At 52.5% G+C, this 21,634-nt stretch carries 21 protein-coding genes, 5 pseudogenes, 1 riboswitch and 1 other annotated feature; of the genes and pseudogenes, 3 read left to right on the plus strand and 23 right to left on the minus strand.

Translation table 11 applies throughout. From position 1 onward, the window contains the following. Nucleotides 1–24: 24 nt before the first annotated feature. The 18 genes and pseudogenes from KWG61_RS00385 to ispG form a co-directional block, all read right to left on the minus strand. Nucleotides 25–525, minus strand: a complete 501-nt coding sequence (locus KWG61_RS00385) for a glycoside hydrolase family 20 zincin-like fold domain-containing protein (RefSeq protein ID WP_242744603.1) — start codon at nt 523–525, stop codon at nt 25–27. Nucleotides 526–833: 308 nt separating this feature from the next. Beyond that, nucleotides 834–1,625 carry a transposase gene (locus tag KWG61_RS00390; RefSeq protein ID WP_242743451.1) on the minus strand — a complete coding sequence of 264 codons (792 nt, stop codon included), beginning with the start codon at nt 1,623–1,625 and terminating at the stop codon, nt 834–836. Next, on the minus strand, nt 1,622–2,065 hold the full coding sequence (locus tag KWG61_RS00395) for a hypothetical protein (protein WP_242743450.1): 444 nt from the start codon (nt 2,063–2,065) through the stop codon (nt 1,622–1,624). Before KWG61_RS00395 ends, KWG61_RS00390 begins: the two co-directional genes overlap by 4 nt. Nucleotides 2,066–2,274: 209 nt before the next feature. Continuing rightward, nucleotides 2,275–3,003, minus strand: coding sequence for a hypothetical protein (locus tag KWG61_RS00400; RefSeq protein WP_242744604.1), 729 nt, complete (start codon nt 3,001–3,003; stop codon nt 2,275–2,277). 8 nt (nt 3,004–3,011) lie between these two features. Continuing rightward, nucleotides 3,012–3,221 (minus strand): hypothetical protein, encoded by a 210-nt coding sequence (locus KWG61_RS00405; protein WP_242744605.1) that lies wholly within the window; start codon nt 3,219–3,221, stop codon nt 3,012–3,014. 174 nt (nt 3,222–3,395) lie between these two features. Then, nucleotides 3,396–3,722, minus strand: a complete 327-nt coding sequence (locus KWG61_RS00410) for a hypothetical protein (RefSeq protein ID WP_242744606.1) — start codon at nt 3,720–3,722, stop codon at nt 3,396–3,398. A 57-nt stretch (nt 3,723–3,779) separates the two neighbouring features. After that, nucleotides 3,780–3,986, minus strand: a complete 207-nt coding sequence (locus KWG61_RS00415; RefSeq protein WP_242744607.1) for a hypothetical protein — start codon at nt 3,984–3,986, stop codon at nt 3,780–3,782. Nucleotides 3,987–4,311: 325 nt separating this feature from the next. After that, nucleotides 4,312–5,372, minus strand: a pseudogene (locus KWG61_RS00425) (aminotransferase class I/II-fold pyridoxal phosphate-dependent enzyme). After that, nucleotides 5,288–5,515, minus strand: a complete 228-nt coding sequence (locus KWG61_RS00430; RefSeq protein ID WP_242744609.1) for a hypothetical protein — start codon at nt 5,513–5,515, stop codon at nt 5,288–5,290. The pseudogene KWG61_RS00425 and the gene KWG61_RS00430 overlap by 85 nt, the downstream one beginning before the upstream one ends. A gap of 30 nt (nt 5,516–5,545) precedes the next feature. Continuing rightward, nucleotides 5,546–6,274: pseudogene (locus KWG61_RS00435) on the minus strand (amino acid ABC transporter ATP-binding protein). 34 nt (nt 6,275–6,308) lie between these two features. Continuing rightward, complete coding sequence (locus KWG61_RS00440; protein WP_242745741.1) at nt 6,309–6,986, minus strand: amino acid ABC transporter permease; 678 nt, start codon at nt 6,984–6,986, stop codon at nt 6,309–6,311. A gap of 13 nt (nt 6,987–6,999) precedes the next feature. Then, a complete protein-coding gene (locus KWG61_RS00445; protein ID WP_242745742.1) occupies nt 7,000–7,614 on the minus strand; it encodes a transporter substrate-binding domain-containing protein in 615 nt (204 codons plus the stop codon). After that, on the minus strand, nt 7,590–7,805 hold the full coding sequence (locus KWG61_RS00450; RefSeq protein ID WP_242745751.1) for a hypothetical protein: 216 nt from the start codon (nt 7,803–7,805) through the stop codon (nt 7,590–7,592). Before KWG61_RS00450 ends, KWG61_RS00445 begins: the two co-directional genes overlap by 25 nt. A gap of 85 nt (nt 7,806–7,890) precedes the next feature. Next, nucleotides 7,891–8,086, minus strand: a binding site (T-box leader). Between the two features lie 121 nt (nt 8,087–8,207). Beyond that, nucleotides 8,208–9,562 (minus strand): annotated as a pseudogene (locus KWG61_RS00455) (PFL family protein). Between the two features lie 8 nt (nt 9,563–9,570). Next, nucleotides 9,571–9,840: an ACT domain-containing protein gene (locus KWG61_RS00460; RefSeq protein WP_230268104.1), complete on the minus strand. Its 270-nt coding sequence runs from the start codon at nt 9,838–9,840 to the stop codon at nt 9,571–9,573. A 340-nt stretch (nt 9,841–10,180) separates the two neighbouring features. After that, the gene (locus KWG61_RS00465) at nt 10,181–10,390 is read right to left on the minus strand and encodes a hypothetical protein (protein WP_242744610.1); all 210 of its coding nucleotides are present in this window, start codon (nt 10,388–10,390) and stop codon (nt 10,181–10,183) included. A 303-nt stretch (nt 10,391–10,693) separates the two neighbouring features. Then, entirely contained in the window at nt 10,694–11,668 is a 975-nt protein-coding gene (gene pta, locus KWG61_RS00470) for a phosphate acetyltransferase (protein WP_230268106.1), read from the minus strand. Between the two features lie 120 nt (nt 11,669–11,788). Beyond that, a pseudogene (gene ispG / locus KWG61_RS00475) lies at nt 11,789–12,836 on the minus strand (flavodoxin-dependent (E)-4-hydroxy-3-methylbut-2-enyl-diphosphate synthase). Nucleotides 12,837–13,316: 480 nt separating this feature from the next. On the opposite strand from ispG, the pseudogene uvrB reads away from it, so the two are divergent. Continuing rightward, nucleotides 13,317–15,290 (plus strand): annotated as a pseudogene (uvrB, locus tag KWG61_RS00480) (excinuclease ABC subunit UvrB). 487 nt (nt 15,291–15,777) lie between these two features. On the opposite strand, the gene ung reads toward uvrB, so the two are convergent. Next, nucleotides 15,778–16,449: a uracil-DNA glycosylase gene (gene ung, locus KWG61_RS00485; RefSeq protein WP_230268109.1), complete on the minus strand. Its 672-nt coding sequence runs from the start codon at nt 16,447–16,449 to the stop codon at nt 15,778–15,780. A gap of 101 nt (nt 16,450–16,550) precedes the next feature. Between ung and KWG61_RS00490 the strand changes: the two genes are divergently transcribed. Together KWG61_RS00490 and KWG61_RS00495 are read left to right on the plus strand one after the other, a co-directional pair. Next, a complete protein-coding gene (locus KWG61_RS00490; protein ID WP_242745753.1) occupies nt 16,551–16,778 on the plus strand; it encodes a hypothetical protein in 228 nt (75 codons plus the stop codon). Then, nucleotides 16,724–17,746, plus strand: coding sequence for a folylpolyglutamate synthase/dihydrofolate synthase family protein (locus KWG61_RS00495; protein ID WP_242745473.1), 1,023 nt, complete (start codon nt 16,724–16,726; stop codon nt 17,744–17,746). The genes KWG61_RS00490 and KWG61_RS00495 overlap by 55 nt, the downstream gene beginning before the upstream one ends. 217 nt (nt 17,747–17,963) lie before the next feature. Here KWG61_RS00495 and KWG61_RS00500 read toward each other — a convergent pair whose 3' ends face one another. The 4 genes from KWG61_RS00500 to KWG61_RS00515 all read right to left on the minus strand — a co-directional run bounded on the left by KWG61_RS00500 (nt 17,964) and on the right by KWG61_RS00515 (nt 21,445). Beyond that, nucleotides 17,964–18,119, minus strand: coding sequence for a hypothetical protein (locus KWG61_RS00500; RefSeq protein WP_242744611.1), 156 nt, complete (start codon nt 18,117–18,119; stop codon nt 17,964–17,966). 2 nt (nt 18,120–18,121) lie between these two features. Further along, entirely contained in the window at nt 18,122–18,523 is a 402-nt protein-coding gene (locus tag KWG61_RS00505; RefSeq protein WP_242744612.1) for an ECF transporter S component, read from the minus strand. A gap of 48 nt (nt 18,524–18,571) precedes the next feature. Further along, nucleotides 18,572–18,671: riboswitch (THF riboswitch) on the minus strand. 143 nt (nt 18,672–18,814) lie between these two features. Next, entirely contained in the window at nt 18,815–20,245 is a 1,431-nt protein-coding gene (locus KWG61_RS00510; protein WP_230268112.1) for a S41 family peptidase, read from the minus strand. 150 nt (nt 20,246–20,395) lie between these two features. Then, on the minus strand, nt 20,396–21,445 hold the full coding sequence (locus KWG61_RS00515) for a CorA family divalent cation transporter (RefSeq protein WP_230268113.1): 1,050 nt from the start codon (nt 21,443–21,445) through the stop codon (nt 20,396–20,398). Nucleotides 21,446–21,634: the final 189 nt, after the last annotated feature.

Consider the following 21,634-nt stretch of genomic DNA (forward strand, 5'->3'; position numbering starts at 1 on the left):
GATTGCCTTCAAAGGAAGAGAACATCATTTCCAGCGAGGACAGACCGTAAAAGCAGCATCGGTGTCCTTGCCCACAATCGCAATTACACTCGTGTTTCCATCCTGATCGACATCAAGCGCGTAGGCGTCGGTCTTTTCAAACAGATCGGCACTCAGCTGTTCGTTGGCATCAAACCAGGCATCAGCGGCACCGTTGGAATCATGAACGCCCAGAAGAATGTTCGTCTTTCCGCTCACAGCTTCACTTCCGGTTGTGGCGGTCAGTCCGTTTTCTTTCAGAATTTCCTGAAGATAGTCTTTGGTGTACTGATCAATATCATTTTCATAGACAACGTTCACCTCGTTTGAAACGGTGAACTTGTCCGATGCAGGATATTCCACGGAATGCGGAATCGGATAGACTTCATAACGATCTGTTTCCGGCTCTGCTTCCGGCGTTTCCACAGCGAGCACGGGTGCAGAAGGAAGCGGCAGCATCGCTGCGCTGACCAGAGCCGCAAGCAGACGCGAGGTATATTTTTTCATCCCAATATTTCCTTTCTCATTTGAAACGGGCTCCCTTTTAGCCCGAACGGGGAGTTTATTTCTTTTTAGTTTACCAAATACGCAATGTCATTAAGTTAAGGAGGGATAAAAATCGTATACCCTGTTCATGAGCGTTGTCATTTCTTATATTTTGCGTCTCAGGCATGACGAAAAGGATGATTTTCTACCTGTTGAAAAAATCATCCTGATGACTTTCGGTTTTCAAATCTGTCACTTCTTCTTTCTGGTATCAGCTCTTCCTTCTCTGATCGGAGATATCCTGGCCAGAAGAAGATCTTCCAGTGTACTCAAGCTGATTCTGGCTTTTTGAACAGCCACTGTTGAATCGTTTTGATGATGAATCCGAAATCTGCCTTCTGCTTGTGCTTTTTGGCCTGAGCGATGCGCTTCTGGTGCTGACGAGATCTTTCTACCTTGTTGCGCAAACGGGAACAAAGATTGTAGAGAGTCATTTTGGCATAGATCTCTGCCTGGACCAGATCAAGCTTCCTTGAATGAGTCCATTCAAGATCGGTGTTTCGTTTCAGTCCCCTGAAGCCGACTTCAACCTGCCAGCGCAGACGGTAGATCTGCTTGATGTCCTCGGTCCCAAACTCAGCTTCCGACAGATTGGTGCAGACGGTAATGAATGATTCATTCCCTTCGCAGGCAGCTTTGAACCTCACAACCCTGATATTTAAAGGGAGTTCAGTCGTTTGACCGTCAAATTCAGGCTGCTTCCTGTACGAAGAGATGTACTTATAGACATCCCAATGGTCTTTGACATGCCTGTTGTTTTTACTGGTCAGAATCACATTGAAAGGAATGTCATACTCTTCTGACTCGGGAGTCTTATAGTACTTGAGAATGCTTGTAGATGATGTCTCGTCTTTGATACGTATGACAAAAGGGACATGTTCCTTCTGCAGGCGATAGAAAGACATAAGAGCTTCGTATCCCCGATCAGCGATGAAGATGGCTTTCTGAAATGAAGAACGCTGAGCGAGTTCAAGAAGAGCTGAATCTTCATTCTTCTCAGAGCCGGGTTGAAGCAGCGCGTCAGTAAAGACGGAGTTGAGGGCGTCGAATTCGGCATTCAAATGAACAAAGTGCCTCTTCTTGCCTTTTTAGAAGCGCCATAGGTGATGTCATTGTCCTGTTCAGGAAGAACTTGAATCTCGCTTCCATCTACAGCGAGGAGGCGATAACCCTTGAAGGTTTTAACATCAGAGCTGGAAGTTGCCTTGTTAAACCGATTGAAGACGTTTTTATAAAGTGAAGAGTTGATTTTGGAACGGGCCTGAGACACAGCAGAGGCTGAAACAGATGATCCGCCCTTAAACAGGATCCAGGGAAAGGAAGCAGCGAGGGATTCCTCTGTCAGCTGAAACGGAAGAAGGACAAGCTCATGCAGGTCAATCTGCCGCTTACGGGTGAAGGCGGACTGAGAAGTAAAATTGGCAGGGTTCGCCGTTTCTGAGCTGATGATATTGAGGAAGGTGTTTCTGAAGAAAGAACATTCTTTGGCGATAGCAGTCATAGGGAAAACTCCTTTAAGTTCTCCCCATCGGCTGCGAAGCAGACGCGCGGCGGCAGAAATTTGTCAATAGATTTTTAGAAAAAGTGAAAAACTCGAATCATTCGAGATTTGACTTGAAGAGTAGAAAAAGACCACATCACTGCTTAACGCTGATGTGGTCTGAGAAATCTTAACTTAATGACATTGACCAAATACGTCGTAAAAAGCGGTCATCCTGTATGCGTTTTCATGCAGAATGACCGCTGTTCGTTTTCCCGGTCTGTGGGTTCAATCGCTTTCGTCTTCCTTTTCCCTTGCCAGACTTGCAAAGCGTTCTTCTTCTTCGCGCTTTTTTCCCGCGCCGCCGTTTCGAGCAGGCGCCGGATTTCGCTATGCCGCTCGCTGCCTTCCCAGGCGCGCACCTGAGCGAGAGCGGCTTCTTTCTGGCCGTCGGCTTCCATCAGACGAATATAAAAATGTTCGTACAGATCGATCCGCTTTCGGTTCTTTTGAATCTGGGCACTGTCTTCGGCATGGAGCGCACGAATTTTCTGATCGTAGTCGTCGATCAGATCAAAGCGCAGATCGCCGTTTCGGATATAACCCATCAGAACGTCGAGCAGTTCATCCTGAATGATCCAGTCGCCGTTTGCCATCGGCAAAATCGCATCGCACAGCTTTTCAAACGTTTCGACGCGAATTCCTCTGGCCATATACATGGAACAGGCGGTTCGATACAGCTCTGTCCAGGTCAGATTCATTTCTTCCAGACAGCCGCTCCAGTAGTAAGACCGTTCATCCACAACACAGAGCTGCCGGGCGATTTCCAGATACGTCTGGCAGGCGAGATCGTACTCTACGGCTTCTTCTGGCATGAGGGGCAGTTCTTTGAGAATGCTTTTCATCTCATTTTTCATTTTGGTGCGGGTCGCGCCGCGGCATCTTCTCCAGCCCAGCATCCGGTCGATCAGTTTCTCCGCCTTGGTTCGAGCCTTTTGACATCTATGATTTTCGCTTTCGCGTCAGGTGGTTCCTTACCTTCCGCCACGGCTTGGATATAGAGATCAAACAGTTCTTTTTCCTGCTTATCCATCCGTTTGAAATACGTCAGGATCAGCTCATCCTTTTTCGCACCGTCCATGCTTTTGAGCAGACGCTTTCGTTCGGTCAGTGTCATACGTTTTTGCCAATCAAAAGCCGGTATCGTTCATCCCTTCTGAGCGTCTCTTCCCTCAGAAATCGGCTTTTCGCCTTTCTATATATTGTGTACGCCTCTTATTTACTGGATACGTCTTGCGCATGGAGTACTTCGGCCAAATCCGCTTTTGGCATTCTCCTCTTCTTTTCTGTTTCAATCCATCTCGTCCAGACTCAGCGGCTGATAGTCCGAACGCATGCAGAAGCAGTTGATCATCTGCAACGGAATCTGCGCGATTTCACCGGTTCCGATTCTGGCATGCGTCTGTCTGGCGATATAGTCGCAGCACACATCCAGATTGTCCTGATCGTGGGTGTTATGAATATGTCCATATAACATCCACGTCGTCGGCGTTCCCTGCTCGTCCGTTCGATACTGCCCGTTGTAGCAGATCATCGGATAGTGCGAAAGAACGACCTTTCTTCGATTGTCATGCAGTTCCGCATAGTCCTTGATCCATTCAAAATGACTCCGGATCAAAGGTTTTATCTTTCAGATACAGGTCATGATTGCCCTTGATCAGAAATTTTCGGCCATTCAGCCGTTCGAGCAGTTCATTCGTCTGCTCTCCGTTTCCCCACGAAAAATCCCCAGAATTACGACTTCATCATTTCGTTTTACCTTCTGATTCCATCGTTCAATCATATATTCATTCATCTCTTCTGCACTCTCAAACCCGCGCTGATCCATTTTGGTCAGCAGCGAGCGGTGAAAGAAATGACAGTCCGCGATGTAGTAGCGCATCGTTCAACCCCTTAAATTTCTGGATGACCTCCATCTGCCGGTTTGTACGGCTTCCTGGCGCCTGCTCTTGGGCCGGCGACCTGGCTGCATCCGGTTCTATCCTACCGTTTTGGACAGGAAACTGCCGAATTATCCCCTTCTCTTTGTACCGGCGAGCCTGCTCAGCCGGTTCATTTTTCTTTTCGTTCGACAGAAAAAGCGGCTGTTCAAGCCGCCACATGTGTACAGATGGATTTTCAGGCTGCGCGCTTTTGTCTTCGAAAACTGTCCAATGGGAAATTTATGGTCTTCAGAAAAGTCCAATCCGAGTCTATGTCGATATCCACTATATATAGAAAGCGGATATAGAAAGCGAACGGTTCTCTTTCCCATTTTCGTACTTCTTTCGCCCTTCCCCGGACGCCGGATTTACTGCCCGGATGTGCTCAGCTTCTCTTTTTTCCTGCATCTTCTTTGCGGTCCAGACATCGATCCGATCGAGAACGCCTTCGAGATCTTCGAAATTCCGGCCCAGGGAAAGCCGGACATACTGATCCATTCCAAAGCACCAGCCCGGAACGAAGAAAATACCGGTTTCTTCCAGAAGTCCTTTCGCAAATTCCCGGCTGGACAGCCCTTCGGGAAGTTTCAGAAAGGAAACCGTTCCCTTGCGCGGCAGCTGGCAGGAAAACCACGGAGATTTTTCCAGCCACTTCGCCAGAATTTTCTTGTTCTCGGCGATTTTCTTTTGGAGCGTTCGAGTATTTCCTGACGGTGGTGCAGACCGGCCCAGGCCGCTTTTTCAGAAAGCGGTCCGGCACAGATCAGCGTATAGTCACGGAACACATTAATCTGCGCGATGAGTTCGGGGCAGGCTTTCACCCATCCCAGTCGTACGCCGGCCAGACCGAACAGCTTGGAAAGCGAAGCGGTGCTGACGCCTTTTTCATACACATCGCTCATGGCGCATTCGTCCGCGTCGTACTGCCGGTACACTTCATCGCAAAGAATCCAGACATCGTATTTTCGCGCCAGATCGCGCAGACGCAGGACCTCTTCGCGATTGAGCCAGGTCCCGGTCGGATTGTTCGGCGAGGCGAACACCATCAGGCGCGTGCCCTTCTGAAATTCTTCTTCCAGCGCCATCCAGTCGAGCGTCCAGCCGTCTTCAATGAGCGGCAGTTCGCTGACGGTGCATCCAAGCCAGCGGGGATAATCGGAAAACTGCTGGTAGCCCGGCGTGATGGTCACTACATGATCGCCCGCTTTCAGCAAAATGTTCATGACCAGTTCATTGGCCTGAAGCGTCCCGTTGGTCATGGTCAGCGTTTCTTCGCGCTGGTCTTCATATAAAGAAAGGATTTCCCGACGAAGAGCGGGATCACCGGTAATCCATCCGTAATCCAGAACGAGACCGTTAAAAGATCCGGTTCAAACGCCAGCAGTTCCTCCATGCCCATCGGCAGAGCCGATGTGTCGGTCATGTTGAAACGCGCCTGACGTTCATAGTCGTTCATCCACTGTTCAGTCAGAAAATCCTTGATGTTCATAAAATTCCTTTCCTGCAGGGCGGTTCCTGATCAGGAATAGAAAACTTTGGACAGGAACTCTTTTGCCCGTTCACTTTGCGGGTTTGTGAAGAATGTTTCGGAATCCGCCTCTTCCACGATCTTTCCGGATTCGAGGAAGACAACACGGGTGCCGACTTTGCGGGCGAAGCCCATTTCGTGGGTAACCACGATCATGGTCATGCCCTGGGCAGCCAGATCCTGCATAACTTCCAGTACTTCCTTGATCATTTCCGGGTCAAGAGCGGAAGTCGGTTCGTCAAAAGCATGATTTCCGGATTCATGCACAGCGCTCGGGCGATCGCCACACGCTGTTTCTGTCCGCCGGAAAGCTGGTTGGGATAGCTGTCCCGTTTTTCGAGCAGGCCGACTTTTCCCAGATATTCGAGCGCCACTTTTTCGGCTTCTTCATCCGAACGCTTCAGAACCGTCGTCTGGGCAAGCTTGCAGTTGTCGATAACGGTTTTGTTCGGGAACAGATTGAAGTGCTGGAAAACGAAACCCATTTTATTGCGCAGCTCGCGGTATTCCGCCTTGTTTTTCGGATCCATGCGCTTGCCGTCAAGAGTAACGGATCCTTCATCCGGTGTTTCCAGACCGTGAATGCAGCGAAGGAACGTCGACTTGCCGGAACCGGAAGGACCGATCAGGCAGACGACTTCGCCTTTTTGACCTGAAGGGAAGCATCGTGCAGCGCATGCAGCTTTCCGAAGTTTTTGAAAGATGGGAGGCATCGATCATGATGCCAGAAGCTTTCGCTTCGTTTGTTTTTGGATCAGTCACTTACAGCCATCCTCCTTTCCAGCTTTCTTGAGAGCCAGCTGATGATCAGCGTCATGAACAGGTACATGATGCCGGCCACGATTAGCGGAACAAGATAGTTATAGTACTGCGCACCGAGCGTCTGCGCGTTGCGCATCAGTTCGCCGGCACCGATGCAGCTGGCCAGAGAACTGTCCTTGATCAGGGTAATGAACTCGGAAACCAGAGGCGGAATGATGCGCTTGAACGCCTGGGGCAGAATGACCTGAAACATCATCGGCCAGTAGGAAATGCCGAGCGTTTCGCACGCTTCCCACTGTCCTTTGTCAACGCCCTGAATACCGGAACGGAACAGTTCACACTGATATGCACCGGAGTTGAGCGACAGAGCGGTCAGCGCCACCGCATACACATCCATGCGAACTCTTACCCCGGTAATCATCCGGATCAGAACCGGAATGCCGAGATAGAAGAACATGATCTGCAGAAGCATTGGCGTACCGCGGAAGATTTCTACATATATGCTGCAAAGCCAGTTGAGAATTTTAACCTTGGAAAGACGGCCGGCTGCCAGCAGGATACCGATTACCATGCCGATCAGCAGAGCACCCAGGGCTAAAAGCAGCGAAATGCCGGCGCCTTTGAGCAGGAAAAGCAGGTTTTCCTGGGTGAGAATTTTTCCATTCGTCAGGGCATCTCCTCACTTATTCGGCGTCTTTGTCCGCCGGAGCGAACCATTTTTCGGTCAGAACGGTGTATTCGTCACTTTCCTTGAAGGCTTTGATCGCCTCGTTGATTTCATCCATCAGTTCCTTGTGGTCTTCTGTGGAGTAGATGATGTTTTCTTCATCCATCAGAGCGTCGCCGATGATTTTGAAATCGCCGTTGGCTACGTACTGGTCCGCTACAGCCTTGTCGATGACAACTGCGTCGATGCCGTGTGCTTTCAGGTTTTCCATCATGAGGTTGGCATCGGATACGGCCTGTACCTGAGCGCCTTCGATCATGGCAGCGGCTTCTTCGCCGGTAGCTCCCTGCTGAGCGCCTACCACTTTGCCGTTGAGATCGTCAGCGTTAGTGAATTCGGAATCCGAAGCGACAACGATAACCTGTGCGGAATCGTAGTAGGAATCGGAGAAGATACCTTCACGGTCTTCATCGTAGGTGAAACCGGAAATGCCGAGGTCGATCTGGCCGGCCTGCAGCGCGGAAATAATGGTGTCGAAGGAAAGTTCTTCGAACTTGTAGGTGTAGTTGTGTCCGTTTTCGTTGAGATAGTTGAAGATCCAGTCGGTCATATCCGGGTCAAAACCGATGATCTGGTTGCTGGAATCCTTGGATTCATAAGGCGGATAGTCGGGGAAATACCAATGAGGATTTCCTTGGCGTCCGCTTTGGCCGCGGTGCTGGAAGCATCGGCCTTGCTGGATGTTTCGGCCGGTGCGGAGGAGCATCCGGCAATGCCGCAGGCGAGCAGTGCGCTTAATGCGATCGATACAGTCTTTTTCATTTTTTATTCCTTTCCTGGGCATCGGCCCATATAGAAGATCAGAATCAGGAAGCGGTCCGATAAAAAAGCGTCCTTTCGAAATTGACGAAAGGACGCAGATTATACGCGGTACCACCTTACTTCCCCGGCAATAGCCAGGGCTCTTTCATCCTTAACGCGGATTACGGCGGGGATTAGTCCGCACTCCAAGACACGTTCAAAGCTTTATCCCTGACCGCTTTCACCAGCCGCGGTCTCTCTGCAAGGTTCCGGCTTTTACTACTTCTCTTCTTCGTTTTATGCAACGATTTAAACACAAGGCCCTTCAAAAGGCAAACCCGGACGAGCGGCTTTTTATCGGAAAAGAGCGTTTAAGCGTTTTTTCATCGTTTTTTTCTTGATTTTCAGGACTGGTTTCCCATTTTAGTTTTTCAGGGCCTGCAGCGGAGCCGGGATACGGCCGCCGCGGTTGACAAACACGCTGTTTTTCTCCTGATTGACCGGCATAACCGGGCCGCTGCCCAGCAGTCCGCCAAAATCGAGAACGTCGCCGACTTCCTTGCCGATGGCCGGAATGATGCGTACAGCGGTCGTTTTCGTGTTGACCATGCCGATCGCGGCTTCATCCGCGATCATGCCGGACAGCACGTCCGCGCTCGTATCGCCCGGCACGACGATCATGTCGAGGCCGACGGAGCAGACTGCGGTCATGGCTTCCAGTTTTTCCAGACGCAGGCAGCCGGTGCTGGCTGCGTGAATCATGCCGGCATCTTCCGAAACCGGAATGAAGGCGCCGGACAGACCGCCGACGTGGCTGGTCGCCATGACGCCGCCTTTTTCACGGCATCGTTCAGCATGGCCAGGCAGGCGGTGGTGCCGTACGCGCCGCACGTTTCCAGACCCATTTCTTCGAGAATATAGGCAACCGAATCCCCGACAGCCGGAGTCGGCGCCAGCGAAAGATCGACAATGCCAAACGGAACGCCCAGACGGCGGCTGGCTTCCTTGCCGACCATCTGGCCCATGCGGGTAATTTTAAACGCGGTGCGCTTGATCAGGTTGGCAAGCTCATCCATCGTGGCGTGCTTGCTGGCCTTGGCCAGAACGGCACGGACGACGCCCGGGCCGGATACGCCGACGTTAATGACGCAGTCGCCTTCGCCTGCGCCATGGAAGGCGCCGGCCATGAACGGGTTGTCTTCCGGCGCGTTGCAGAAGACAACGAGCTTGGCTGCGGCGATGCAGCTGTTATCCGCGCTGATTTCCGAGCAGCTGCGGATGATGCGGCCCATCTGCTTGACCGCGTCCATATTGATGCCAGCCTTGGTGGAGCCGATATTAACGGAAGAGCACACGTGCTCCGTCTGCGACAGCGCGCGGGGAATGCTTTCAATCAGTTCGTTGTCCCCGTGCGAATAGCCTTTCTGCACCAGAGCGGAATAGCCGCCGATGAAATTGACGCCTAGCTTCTGCGCACAGCGCTCGAGTGTCAGAGCGTATTCGACCGGATCGCCGCCGGAAGCGGCCACAAGCATTGCGATCGGGGTAACCGAAATGCGCTTGTTGACGACCGGAATGCCGTATTCTCGGCTGATATCGTCGCCGACTTTGACCAGATTCTTGGCCAGACGGCAGATTTTTTCTTCAATTTTCGCGCAGGAGGCGTGAATGTCCGCGTCCGCACAGTCGAGCAGAGAAATGCCCATGGTAATGGTTCGGATATCCAGGCATTCCTCGTCGATCATTTTGATGGTTTCAAGAATATTTTTTGTCTGCATGGCGGCCTCTAAATCGTATGCATCGCTTCAAAGATTTCCTGGTTCATGACGCGGATGACCAGTTCATTTTCCAGTCCGATCGCTTCCATGCCCTGTGTAAACTCATCAAAGGTAGTATCCATGCGATCCATGTCCACGATCATGGTCATGGAAAAGATGCCGTCCAGAATGGTCTGCGCGACTTCCAGAATGTTGACGCCATGATCGGCACAGGCATTGGCGGCCAGCGCCAGAATGCCTACGCGGTCCGTGCCGACTACACTGATAACTGCTTTCATCTCGTTGTCTCCTTATTTTTCTCTCTCGGGTTCTGGCCGCCAGCCGCTCTTATGGAAAGAAGCCGGCTGCGGCCTTTTCGATTTCCCTTTCCTAGCGATCCGATTTCCAGACCGCCGCGACGGCTGTTCCAAAGCGGACAGCCGGGTTAAAAAGAGCATCGTCTGGATGCTCTCGTTCAGGTTCAAGTTTACCGAATGTACAGGCAATCAACGAAGTTCAAATGAAGTTTTCGCGTATTTTGCCAGTTCCGTCGGTTCGTAAGCGCTTTGAAGCCCTTCCACATTGCAGTCGTACTCACCGGGCATGAATTCAAAGTTTTCCTGTTTTTCAGCAGATCGATTACTTCTTTTGTTTTTCTTCGGAAAGCAAAGCCGTTTTAATAATGCGGATAATATCCTCCTTGTCCATGAGGACGGCCTGCACTTTCAGATTTTTCTGCGCCAGGAATTCGTCTTTGGCTTCACAGTCCTGAATGTTGAAATAGAAGTCGCACGTATCGAGCGGTCCGCCTTCCATCAAGAAAATCACAATGCCATTGGTCTCGCACACTTCGACCGTAAACGGTTCGGCCGCCCGCTCAAGCTGGGCATCGTTCCATTCGTCATCCTTGACCGCCAGAATCAGTTCGCCGTCCGCGAAATCCGCAACGGCGCCTTCTTCAATCGGCCAGGGAATTTTTCCAGTTTTTCATACTATTCAGTATACGGCGCCCCGCTTCATTTCGTACCGTTCATACCGCCCGTTCTCTGCAGAGCAAAGAAAAAGGCCGCAGCTTTTCGAGCCGCAGCCTTATGGATATACTTTTTAAATTCGATCCATGGAGTTTCTCCATGAAAAACGGGGAAGAATCGACTAGATACCGAGGGCTTTCTGCGCAGCGGTAACGATCGCCATCTTGTAGATTTCTTCTTCGTTGGCACCGCGGGAAAGGTCGTTGATCGGCGCATTCAGACCCTGCAGAATTGGGCCTAAAGCTTCCCATCCGCCCAGACGGGCAGCGATCTTGTAGCCGATGTTTCCGGAAGAAAGGTTCGGGAAGATGAAGGTGTTGGCATGACCGGCAACTTTGGATTCCGGTGCTTTCAGTGCAGCGACTTCCGGTACAACGGCGCAGTCAAACTGCATTTCGCCGTCTACGTCAAAGTCGAGCGGCATACGTTTCAGACGAGTCGTCGCCTCGTCCATCTTGGCTACGCAGTGACCGGTAGCGGAGCCGAAGGAAGAGTAGGAAAGCATGGCCACTTTTGGTTCTACGCCAAACTTGCGGGCAGTGTCTGCTGTCTGAATGGCGATTTCTACGAGTTCATCCGGGTTCGGGTCGCGGTTGATGGCGCAGTCAGCCATGAACAGCTGTTCGTTGCCTTTAACCAGAATAAATGTGGAAGAAACGATGGACTGACCTGGAGCCGTCTTTACCAGCTGGAGAGCCGGACGTACGGTATCGGCTGTGGAATAGGTCGCACCGCCAAGCAGACCGTCCGCATAGCCCATTTTAACGAGCATCGTGCCGAAGTAGTTGGTGTGGCTCAGCGCTTCCGCAACGGCTTCACGGGACATTTTTCCTCGACGGAGTTCAACCATTTTTGTGATCATGGCTTCCTTGTCCGCAAATTCGCTTGGAGCGATCATTTCGATGCCGGTGAGATCAAAACCGTTTTCCTTTGCGCAGGCTTCAATCTGCTCTTTTTCACCGAGCAGGACCGGCTTCAGGATGTTTTCTTTCGCAAGACGAACGGCAGCGCCCATAACGCGTTTGTCCCAGCCTTCTGTAAATACGATCCGGACATCCTTGCCGCGGATCCGTTCAGCTAATTTTGAAATAATCATGTTCTGTTTACCTCTGTGTGTATGGATTTCCATCCACCAATATACCATTGTGCTGTTGATTTGCCTAATTGGTCCATTCTTTCACAAACTGCTTTATTTTCCCCGAAAAACAGGATGGTTTCAGAACTTGAGGACCTCTTCTTTCAGGCGTTCGACCATCTGATCGGCCGGGATTTTTCAATAATTTCTCCCTTGCGGATCAAGAGTCCTTCGCCTTTTCCGCCCGCGATTGCAATGTCCGCGTGACGCGCTTCGCCAGGTCCGTTAACCGCGCAGCCCATGATGGCTACGGTAACGGGTTTGCGTAGCGTCTGCAGCCACTGTTCCATTTCATCGACGACCGGTTTCATGTCCCACGCCGTCCGGCCGCAGCTCGGGCATGCGATCAGATTGGGCACGTCGGCGAGCAGCCGGCAGTCCTTGAGCAGTTCGCGCACGATCGGCAGTTCCTTCTGCGCGTCGCCGTTGACCGAAATGCGAATCGTGCTGCCGATGCCTTCAAGCAGAAGCGGGCCAAGCGCGAGCGTCGATTTGATCGCCGACGTCATCTGCGTGCCGGCTTCCGTTACGCCAAGATGAAGCGGATAGTCGAACGTTTCGCTCGCCAGCCGGTACACTTCCATGCAGAGCAGCGGATCGCTCGACTTGAAGGAAAGCACAATATCGTAAAAGCCGAGATCTTCCAGAATATCCACGTGGCGGCGCGCCGATTCAATCATGCCTTCGGCAGTCGGCTTGCCATACTTGTCGTGAATGTCCTTTTCGAGCGAACCGGAGTTGATGCCAATTCGAATCGGGATGTGTTTTTCCTTGCAGGCTTTTACGACGGCTTCCACGTTCGCGCGGCTGCCGATGTTGCCTGGATTGAGCCGGATTTTGTCCGCGCCGGCTTCAATGGCGGCCAGCGCCAGTCTGTAGTCGAAATGGATGTCGGCGCAAAGCGGAATGTGAATCGCCTTGCGGATCGTTTCGATCGCGCGCGCATCGGAGAAATCCATCACCGAAACGCGAATGAGCTCGCAGCCCATTTTTCAAGTTCGAGAATCTGGGAAATGACTTCGTCAGTATGATCGGTCTTGATGGAGCACATCGACTGCACCACCACATGATTGTTTCCGCCGATCTGCACATTTCCCGCAAATACCGGTCTTGTTTTCGTTCTGTGCACAGGGTATCATCGCCTTTCCTGAATCTATTTTACGGCCTGCAGGGCAGGCATTCCTCTTGGAAAATCACTTTGTCTTCTATTTTTCCTCTGGTTTTCGCAAAGTCTTCTTTGGCGCATAAAATTTCCTGCACTGGCTAAAACAGCTGGCCGCAAAAGCAGTATTTTTCGGCCGTTCCGCAAGGGAACCGGCAAAATCTGCTGGAAACTCCATAGCCTGCCTCTATGCGCAGTTTAAGAAAGGGCCGCAGGCGGGCGCCTTTGACGGCTCTGCTAAAATTAAGTATAGCCTGTCTGGGGGCGCATTCCTTTCTGCGCCTTCGGCTTGCCGGACAAAACGACGCCGTGCAGACAGAGACAGACTTTTTCTTCGAATCCTGCAGATCGCAAGTGCAGCCGCGAAAAGCCCGCCATCCAGAAAAGAGGCATCGGTCCAGACGCGTTTTTGCCTATGGCGGTCTGCCTGACTAGAAAGGATGAACTATGGACGAAAAATTTGAACTTGTTTCTCCTTATCCCCCTGCCGGTGATCAGCCGCAGGCCATTGCCGAGCTGGTCGAAGGCATCCAGGCCGGCAAGAAGCATCAGGTTCTGCTTGGCGCCACCGGTACCGGCAAGACCTACACCATTTCCAACGTCATCGCGGCGGTCAACAAGCCCACGCTTGTATTCGCCCACAATAAAACGCTCGCCAGCCAGCTGTACGCCGAGCTGAAGGAATTTTTCCCGAACAACCGGGTGGAATACTTCGTTTCCTACTTCGATTATTACCAGCCGGAAGCGTACATGCCCAAAACCGATACGTACATCGATAAAAACACGAAAACTAACGAAGAGCTCGACATGCTTCGCATGGCCGCGGTCAACTCCGTTCTGCACCGGCGCGATACGATCATCGTCGCTTCGGTCGCCTGCATTTACGGTGCTTCGGACCCGGCCCAGTACGAAAACATGATCGACACGATCCGTGTCGGCGAGCAGATTGACCGTCAGAGCCTGCTCTCCCGTCTGATCGCCCAGCAGTACAAGCGCAACGACATGGAACCGGCGCGCGGCACGTTTCGCGTGCGCGGCGATGTCATCGAAATTTCGCCGGGCTATACGGACCGCTTTTTAATCCGCATCGAAATGTTCGGCGATGAAATCGAGCGGATCTGCGAAGTCAACCCGCTCACCGGCCAGCTCATTCAGGCGTACAACCTCTATAACCTGTATCCGGCCAGCGGCTACGCTACAAGCATGGACATCATGGAACGCGCCGCCAATTCCATCGAGGCCGAACTTGAAGACCGTCTGGAATATTTTGAAGGCGCCGGCAAGCCGCTGGAAAAGGAGCGCCTCGAACAGCGCTGCCGCTACGACATCGAAGCGCTGCGCGAATTCGGCGTCTGCCCGGGCATTGAAAACTATTCCCGGCACATCGACGGCCGCAAAGCCGGCGAAACGCCGTACACCCTTTTGACTATTTCCCCGACGACTTTCTGATGATCGTCGATGAATCCCACGTTTCCCTGCCGCAGATCCGCGGCATGTTCAACGGCGACCGCGCCCGCAAGCAGACGCTGGTCGACTACGGGTTCCGTCTGCCGTCCGCTCTCGACAACCGTCCGCTGACGTTTTCGGAATTTGAAGAAAAGGCCCCGCAGTCCATTTACGTATCCGCCACGCCCGGCGACTATGAACTCGAACAGACCGAAGGCGAAATCGTCGAACAGATCATTCGTCCGACCGGTCTTCTCGATCCCATCGTTGAAGTCCGCCCGACCGAAGGACAGATCGACGACCTCGTCGGCGAAATCCGCGACCGCATCGCCAAAGGCGAGCGCACGCTCATTACCACCCTTACGGTACGCATGGCCGAAGACCTCACCGAGTATCTGAAAAATCTCGACATTAAGGTGGCCTGGCTGCATCACGAAGTCAAAACGATCGAACGCACCGAGATCATTCAGGATCTGCGCCGTGGCAAGTACGATGTGCTCGTCGGCATCAACCTGCTTCGAGAAGGCCTCGACATTCCGGAAGTTTCCTGATCGCCATTCTCGACGCAGACAAGGAAGGCTTCCTGCGCTCCAAGCGCTCGCTCGTTCAGATCATCGGCCGTGCCGCGCGAAACGCCGAAGGCAAAGTCATTTTGTACGGCGATTCCATTACCGAATCCATGCGCTACGCGATCGACGAAACCGCCCGTCGCCGTTCCATTCAGATGGCGTACAACGAAGAGCATGGCATCGTGCCGAAAACGATCATCAAGCCGATCCGCGAAGTCGTTCATTCCAAGGAAACGAAGGAAATGACGGCCCGCTACCTGCGAAGAAAGCAGAAGCTTTCCAAAAGGATACGGCCAAATACATTCAGGAACTCGAAGCCGAAATGCGGCAGGCCGCCAGCGATCTCGAATTCGAACGCGCAGCCGAACTGCGCGACATGATTCTCGAGCTCAAGGCCGACGCCTGATATCAGACGAAGCCTGCATCCAAAAATCAGAAAAGCCAAAAGCGATAAACAGCAAGCAATAAGCAATAAGCAATAAGCAATAAGCAATAAACGAAAAGCCGGAAAATCCAAAAACAGAAAACACGGAAAATCCGTCCGACAGCCAGACCTGCAGAACACAGCCCGCAAAAGGATCCCGCAGGAACGTGCCGGCAGGAATCCGGCCAAGTTCCTCGATTTCCCGTTAAAAAATGGTGCATTCTCCAAACCATGGAGCGTGCACCATTTTTCTGTTTCTTTATGTCCTTGTTTCCTTTCGCAAAACTGCTGCGAAGGGACAGTTTCTTTCTTAATGAGGCATCAGGCTGAAATACAGACCGATCAGGGCGGCAATGCCGATCACAGTCCAGAAAATCCATTTGCCATACGGCGTTTTCTTTTCATAGGTCTCCCTCTCTTTCAGACAGGCGTTTTCATTTCTGTCTTCATTGTAAAAGAGGGCTTGCCGTCAGTCGGCCATTTGCCTGTTATCCTCAGTCCAGAAAATGGGTTCCTTTCCGTGTTCCTGCAAAAACTGGTTGGCTTTCACGAAATGATTGCACCCGAAAAAGCCGCGGTTGGCCGAAAGCGGCGAAGGATGCGCGGCTTCCAGCACCAGATGATTCGGATTGTCAAGCAGCGCCTTCGCCTTGCGGGCGTGACCGCCCCAGAGCAGAAAGACGATCGGCTGATCCTGTTTGTTGAGCACCCGGATCAGATCGTCCGTAAATTTCTGCCAGCCGATTTTTGAATGGGAAAGCGGCTTGCCCTGCTCCACCGTCATAATCGAGTTGAGCAGCAGCACGCCCTGCGCCGCCCAGTCGGACAGATTGCCCGTGCGATACACCGGAACCTGATATTCCGCGCTCAGTTCCTTGTAAATGTTCTGCAGGGAAGGCGGAATGCGCACCTGTGAAGGCACCGAAAAGGAATATCCCTGCGCCTGACCCGGTTCGTGATACGGATCCTGACCGAGAATCACGACTTTGACCTGATCGAGCGGAGTCATTTCCAGTGCCTTAAAAATGTTTTCCTTTGCGGGGTAGACGGGAGAAGACGCGTACGCCTGTTCGAGAAACGCCCGAATCGGTCCTAACGTTCCGTTTTGAAGTTCTTCTTCCATGACATCTTTCCATTCCATGCAGTTTCTCCCTTCTCCAGCACGTCTGTACACGCCCCTTCGATTTGGAAGGGGGCTTTGCCGGCTGGCTGTTTTCTGTGCCTCGTCTTATCATTATAGCCATGACGAATACATGCATGCAGAAAGTCGAGGAAATGGAACGGCACAAAGGCCTGAACCATTCTCTCGATCAGCTGAGAGGATGGCTGGCCGAAGACTTTGGCCCCTCCCTTTCCCCCATTCGATTCACGTCGCCGGCACCAACGGAAAAGGTTCCGTCATCACCTGGCTGGAACTGCTGCTCGCCCAGAAAGGCTTGGGCACCGGCGCTTTCATTTCCCCGCACCTAGTGGTTCACAGCGAGCGGTTCCGTCTGAATCAGAAGCCGATTTCCATGGATCGATGGGAAGAACTTTACGACCGGTACGCCAGAACGTTTAAAGCGCGCGACATGACGATGTTTGAAATGGATCTCTTCATGGCCTGCGCCCTCTTTCAGGAAGTCCGCCCCGATTTTGTCCTCATGGAAACCGGTCTTGGCGGAACGCGCGACGCCACCACGGCTCTCGACTATCCGTGGGGCATCATCACATCGATCGGCCTGGATCACATGGGGCTGCTCGGTTCGACCAAAACCGAGATTGCCCAGGCCAAAGCGGGCATCATTCAGGAAGGCATGACTCTAGTTACCGCGGAGCAGGATCCCGCCTGCCTGCGCGTATTTCAGGACGCCGCCAAAACGAAGCACGCGACTCTGATCGAAATTTCGCGCGATTTTTCCCCGCTTGATCCCCTGTGGAATCCGGCACTTCCCGCCTATCAGAAAGAAAACTATCTTTGCGCGCGAACGCTGCTCGAACAGGCCGGCTTCTCTTTCACGCCAGACGAGCAGAAACAGGCCATCGATCGCTTTTTCTGGCCCGCCCGCTTTCAGATCGTCCGCAGCCATCCGCTGCTTTTTGTAGATGGCGCCCACAACGCCAACGGCATAGACGCCCTCTGCAAAAGTCTTCAGGAAGGCGGCTGGAGCATCGATCAGATTTTCTTTTCCGTTCTTGCCGACAAGCAGGCCCGCGAAATGATCGCAAGGCTGCAAACGATTGCGCCGGACATTCATCTTGTCCATTTCGAATCGCAGCGTCTGGCCCGGCTCGATACGCTCGCGCAAAAGGAAAACCTCGATGTTCTTTCCTTCGATACGCTGCTTGAGCGCCTGAAAAGCACGAATAAAAATACTCTCGTATGCGGTTCGCTCTATTTTGCAGGAGAAGTTCTTCAGGCTCTGCATGCGGCCATTGACCAGGCCCCCTCTGCCTGAGTCAAAGCCGGACTTGCGCGGATCCGGCTTCCCCTCATTCCGGCATTTCCGCGATTCTGCAATTCTGCGTTGCTGCATCCCGGGTGACTTACTGTTTCTAGGCAAAGACGCCTCTTCGAGGTCGGTTCGAAGAGGCGTCTTTTTATCGGTTTTATTTGTATTTTTCGTATACTTTCCGCTTTGTTTTCGGTTTATGTACTCGCTTTGGGGATCGGCTTCAGGCTGCATGCGAGGAGCGCAGCTGCGTGCGGGCACTGAGCGCTGGAAGCAGACGCATGCTCAAGAACAGCATAATGGAGTTGAGCGGCCAGGCGATCAGGTTTTTCAGCAGGCGGCCAGTCACCAGAATCCAGTACGGCGTGCCGTAAAGCATGGTCAGCACCAGGGGGTAAGAATCACGTTGCAGACCAGAATGGCCACCGCCTCCCCGAGAACGATGCGCCATACGCTCACATTTTTCTGTCCGTAAAAGAACAGGGTGTAAATGAGCGCCTTGACCATGAGCACCATCGCGTAAAACGGCATGTACGGTCCGGTCGGATGGGCGAGAAAGCCGAGAAGATCCGCCACGAAGCAGAAGATCAGATTGGGCAAGAACCCGTAGAGCGCGCAGCTCAGCGCGAGCGCGATGAACGAGAAGCGAATCTCAAGCGTCGCACTCAGGGAAATCGAAAACATATTGAGCACCACATACAGGGCGCAAAGCATCGCCATGCCCGCGATGGAACGGACGGACAGACGGGCGCTTTTCCATTCGAAAAGCGATTTGATTTTCATGACATATTCCTCCTTTCCTCGTTGCAGAAAAAGGAGGGTTCCTTCTTGTGCAGCGGGATGCAGGAAACAAACCGCAAGGGTAACCCTTTTCGTTGCCGGACCGACTCCCCATTTCCGGCACACTTGACGCCTGTTTCCTTACTCTGTCGCATGCACTATAGCCAGAGGCTCTCCACTCTGTCAACGAAGCCCGCCGGACCGTGCAAGTTCCGACTCGCTTTGTATCAAAAAACAGGCGGCCTTTCGAAAGACTCCGAATAGACCGCCTGTAAAGGAACAAAGCGTTATTTTTCAGGAATTCATCAGCTCGAGCGCTTTCTGGAACACCGTATCGCTGTCGTAGCCTTCGGTATTGATCTTTTCCGAGACTTTCTGGACGAGCAGCGCGAACGTTTTCGCATCCGCTTCGCCGGTCGTTTCCAGATCGTTATCGCTCTGGAACTGGCGCAGAGCCGCTTCGCTTTCGGGCGAATAGTAATTGTCGCCGCGTACCGCCGGATAGCCGAGCTCGCGCAGGAAAATCTGCAGTGCCGCGGCGTTGTCGTTCACCGTATCCGGCCGGATCGGCTCTTCGTCTTCGTTCATCAGCCGGTAGCCGACGCTCTGGTATTCTTCGACTTCAACCGGTACGTCCGGTTCGATGCCGACCATGTTGACCGACGTTCCGTTTGGCGTCAGCCATTCGGCGACGGTGTATTTGAGCGTAGTTCCGTCCTCAAAGACTTTGTTCAGCTGTTCCGTGCCCTTGCCGTACGTTTTCGATCCGATCGTCGTGACCTTGTCCGGGATCTGATCTTTCAGAGCGCCGATCAGCACTTCCGAGGAACTGGCCGTCAGCCCGTTCTGCAAAATGTACACGTGATCAAAGTTCGCCTGATAGCTGTCATCGGCGACGGTAATTTCGCGCACGGTGCCGTCACGCAGCTTTTCCTTGAACAGCACGCTGTCGGCAGGCAGAAACGCGGAAGCGATCGTCTGCATGGCGTGCAGATAGCCGCCGGTATTGCCGCGCAGATCGAGGATCAGATTTTTCGTGCCGGCTTCTTCCAGGCGCTTGAACGCCTCAACCGCGTCTTTTCCCGAATTCTGGGAAAAGGACGAAAGATTCACCAGACCATAGCCGTCTTCGACATCAAACGCGACTGTGGAATCGTATTGGGCCGGGGTAAGATCCATTTCCAGCGTCTGGCCGTCGCGGCGCACCGTAAGGTGCACCGATGTATTCGGCTTGCCCTTAATGTATTCGATGATCTGATCGAGCGGCGTTCCCGTTCCGTCAAGATCATCGATTTTCAAAATTTCATCGCCGGCTTTCAGTCCGGCTTCATCCGCCGGCGAATTGATAAAAATCGATTTCAGCCGCATCGGCTGCCCGGCGTTCTGATAGCAGACCACTCCCAGGCCGACATTGTTTCCAGCGAGCTGCTGGCTGTAGTCGGTCGAACGATCGAGCGGCAGGTACATCGTATGCGGATCGTTTTCGAAACTCGTCATGCCCTCGAGCGCCTTTTCCGTCAGCTCGCTGTCGAGATTCGGGTTGTCGGCGCCGTAGTACCATTCGTTTTCCAGAATGTTCTTCACTTCTTCATACTTGGTGGTATCCTTAACCGCCTGTGCCTCGCTGGCCGCTCCCATGAAGCGATAGCCGGAACAGCCCGCCAGAGAGAAGCTCATCAGCACGCCAAGTGTCAGAGAAAGGCTTCGATTTACGATTGAATGCATCGTTTTCTTCAAAATAGACCTCCTTGGCACGGATTTGCGCTTTCAGGGCGCCGATCCATGCGCACAGGCAAAAGCCCGTATGCACTATACCACGCCCGTATTTCAAACAAAACGTGCCCGAAAGGGCACGCTTGGTAAATTCAATTCGGTTTACTCGCCGGGACGGTCGTCTTTGGGATGGAACGCCTTTGCCTGCGCCTCGTCGGCTTTTTCATCCTTGCGCGCCTGCTTATGATCTTCACGAATCGCTTTGTGAAGCTTCTTATCCAGGCTTTTGTCATGATGGAAGACGTTTTCCTTTTTCGCCTTGTCCGATCCGAGCCAGCGCCGCTTGCGCAGATACAGAATTTCGCCGGCCGCAATCACCAGCATCACTACAATAATGACCGCATATCCATGGCTGTATTTGATCAGCGGCATGTCCTGGAAGTTCATGCCGTACCAGCCGGTCAGGAACGTCAGCGGCAGGAAAACCGTCGAAATGATCGTCAGCAGCGTACTGACTTTGTTCTGGCGGTCCGACAGCTGCGTCTGCCGCAGATTCCAGATCTGGGACGTATAGTCCTTGATCGTGCTTGCCAGATTTTCGAGCTGCGTACTGTTGGCCAGAAACAGCGAGATCATCGCGTTTTCATTGGGCTGATCCTGCGGGATGATCGTCTCCTGCATCGTATGGCCGACCGCGGTCAGCTGCAGGTAGTAGTTGCCGAGAATGTTCATGTCACGCCGTGTCATCATGATGTAGCGTTCCATGCCCGATTCCTTGTTTTCGAAAATGTTTTCCTCAATCGTTTCGAGCTTTTCGTTGTAATCCTCAAGAAAGTACACATCTTCCTGAATCATGTAGTTCATGAAGCGCAGCAGAAACTGAAAGGCGCTGCAGATATCGAGCGTGTATTCGTCCATAAACGCCTGCAAATAGCTGTGAAACGCCTTTTCGTCGCTGATAAAGCAAAGACTGTCATTTTCCAGAACAAACGCAAAGCTCATGCGATCCGCGATCGGCTGTTCCTTGCGCGGAATGACAAACGTACCCGAAAGCACGCCGCGATCGTACAGAATGCGGCAGAAGCGAATCGGATGACTCAGATCCGGCAGCGTTTCGCCGGTGAAATATTCCGGATTTCTCTTGCGGGCTTCCTCGCTGCTCAAAATCAGCAGCGCCTGATCGGGATGCGCCCTGTTCCAGCAGATATTCATAAAATGCACACCTCTTTTAAGTCCACTCTACCTGTCTTTTAGCGGCGCGAAGGCTGTGAAAACCGAAAAAGCAGATCGCCGTTCCGATCGATACAGATTCAGGCTGTACCTTCTCTGTCTTTTCCAAAGAAAAATAAGCAAAAAAATCGGAGGAAATTCATCCTCCGTTCCTGCTTTCTTCCTCTTCGG

Origin of the sequence: Allobaculum sp. Allo2 (assembly GCF_022701175.1) — a bacterium.
Classification (GTDB): Bacteria; Bacillota_I; Bacilli_A; order Erysipelotrichales; family Erysipelotrichaceae; genus Allobaculum; species Allobaculum fili.

Excerpts from the sequence above, each read along its gene's own strand:
- KWG61_RS00515 (WP_230268113.1), bottom strand. The coding sequence starts at position 21,445 with ATGAATATCTGCTGGAACAGGGCGCATCCCGATCAGGCGCTGCTGATT.
- KWG61_RS00460 (WP_230268104.1), bottom strand. The coding sequence starts at position 9,840 with ATGAAAGCAGTTATCAGTGTAGTCGGCACGGACCGCGTAGGCATTCTG.
- KWG61_RS00395 (WP_242743450.1), bottom strand. The coding sequence starts at position 2,065 with ATGACTGCTATCGCCAAAGAATGTTCTTTCTTCAGAAACACCTTCCTC.
- pta (WP_230268106.1), bottom strand. The coding sequence starts at position 11,668 with ATGATTATTTCAAAATTAGCTGAACGGATCCGCGGCAAGGATGTCCGG.
- KWG61_RS00430 (WP_242744609.1), bottom strand. The coding sequence starts at position 5,515 with ATGAACATCAAGGATTTTCTGACTGAACAGTGGATGAACGACTATGAA.
- KWG61_RS00505 (WP_242744612.1), bottom strand. The coding sequence starts at position 18,523 with ATGAAAATCAAATCGCTTTTCGAATGGAAAAGCGCCCGTCTGTCCGTC.
- KWG61_RS00405 (WP_242744605.1), bottom strand. The coding sequence starts at position 3,221 with ATGACACTGACCGAACGAAAGCGTCTGCTCAAAAGCATGGACGGTGCG.
- KWG61_RS00490 (WP_242745753.1), top strand. The coding sequence starts at position 16,551 with ATGACGAATACATGCATGCAGAAAGTCGAGGAAATGGAACGGCACAAA.
- ung (WP_230268109.1), bottom strand. The coding sequence starts at position 16,449 with ATGGAATGGAAAGATGTCATGGAAGAAGAACTTCAAAACGGAACGTTA.
- KWG61_RS00385 (WP_242744603.1), bottom strand. The coding sequence starts at position 525 with ATGAAAAAATATACCTCGCGTCTGCTTGCGGCTCTGGTCAGCGCAGCG.
- KWG61_RS00510 (WP_230268112.1), bottom strand. The coding sequence starts at position 20,245 with ATGCATTCAATCGTAAATCGAAGCCTTTCTCTGACACTTGGCGTGCTG.
- KWG61_RS00500 (WP_242744611.1), bottom strand. The coding sequence starts at position 18,119 with ATGCTTTACGGCACGCCGTACTGGATTCTGGTGACTGGCCGCCTGCTG.
- KWG61_RS00415 (WP_242744607.1), bottom strand. The coding sequence starts at position 3,986 with ATGCGCTACTACATCGCGGACTGTCATTTCTTTCACCGCTCGCTGCTG.
- KWG61_RS00400 (WP_242744604.1), bottom strand. The coding sequence starts at position 3,003 with ATGCTGGGCTGGAGAAGATGCCGCGGCGCGACCCGCACCAAAATGAAA.
- KWG61_RS00450 (WP_242745751.1), bottom strand. The coding sequence starts at position 7,805 with ATGAAAAAGACTGTATCGATCGCATTAAGCGCACTGCTCGCCTGCGGC.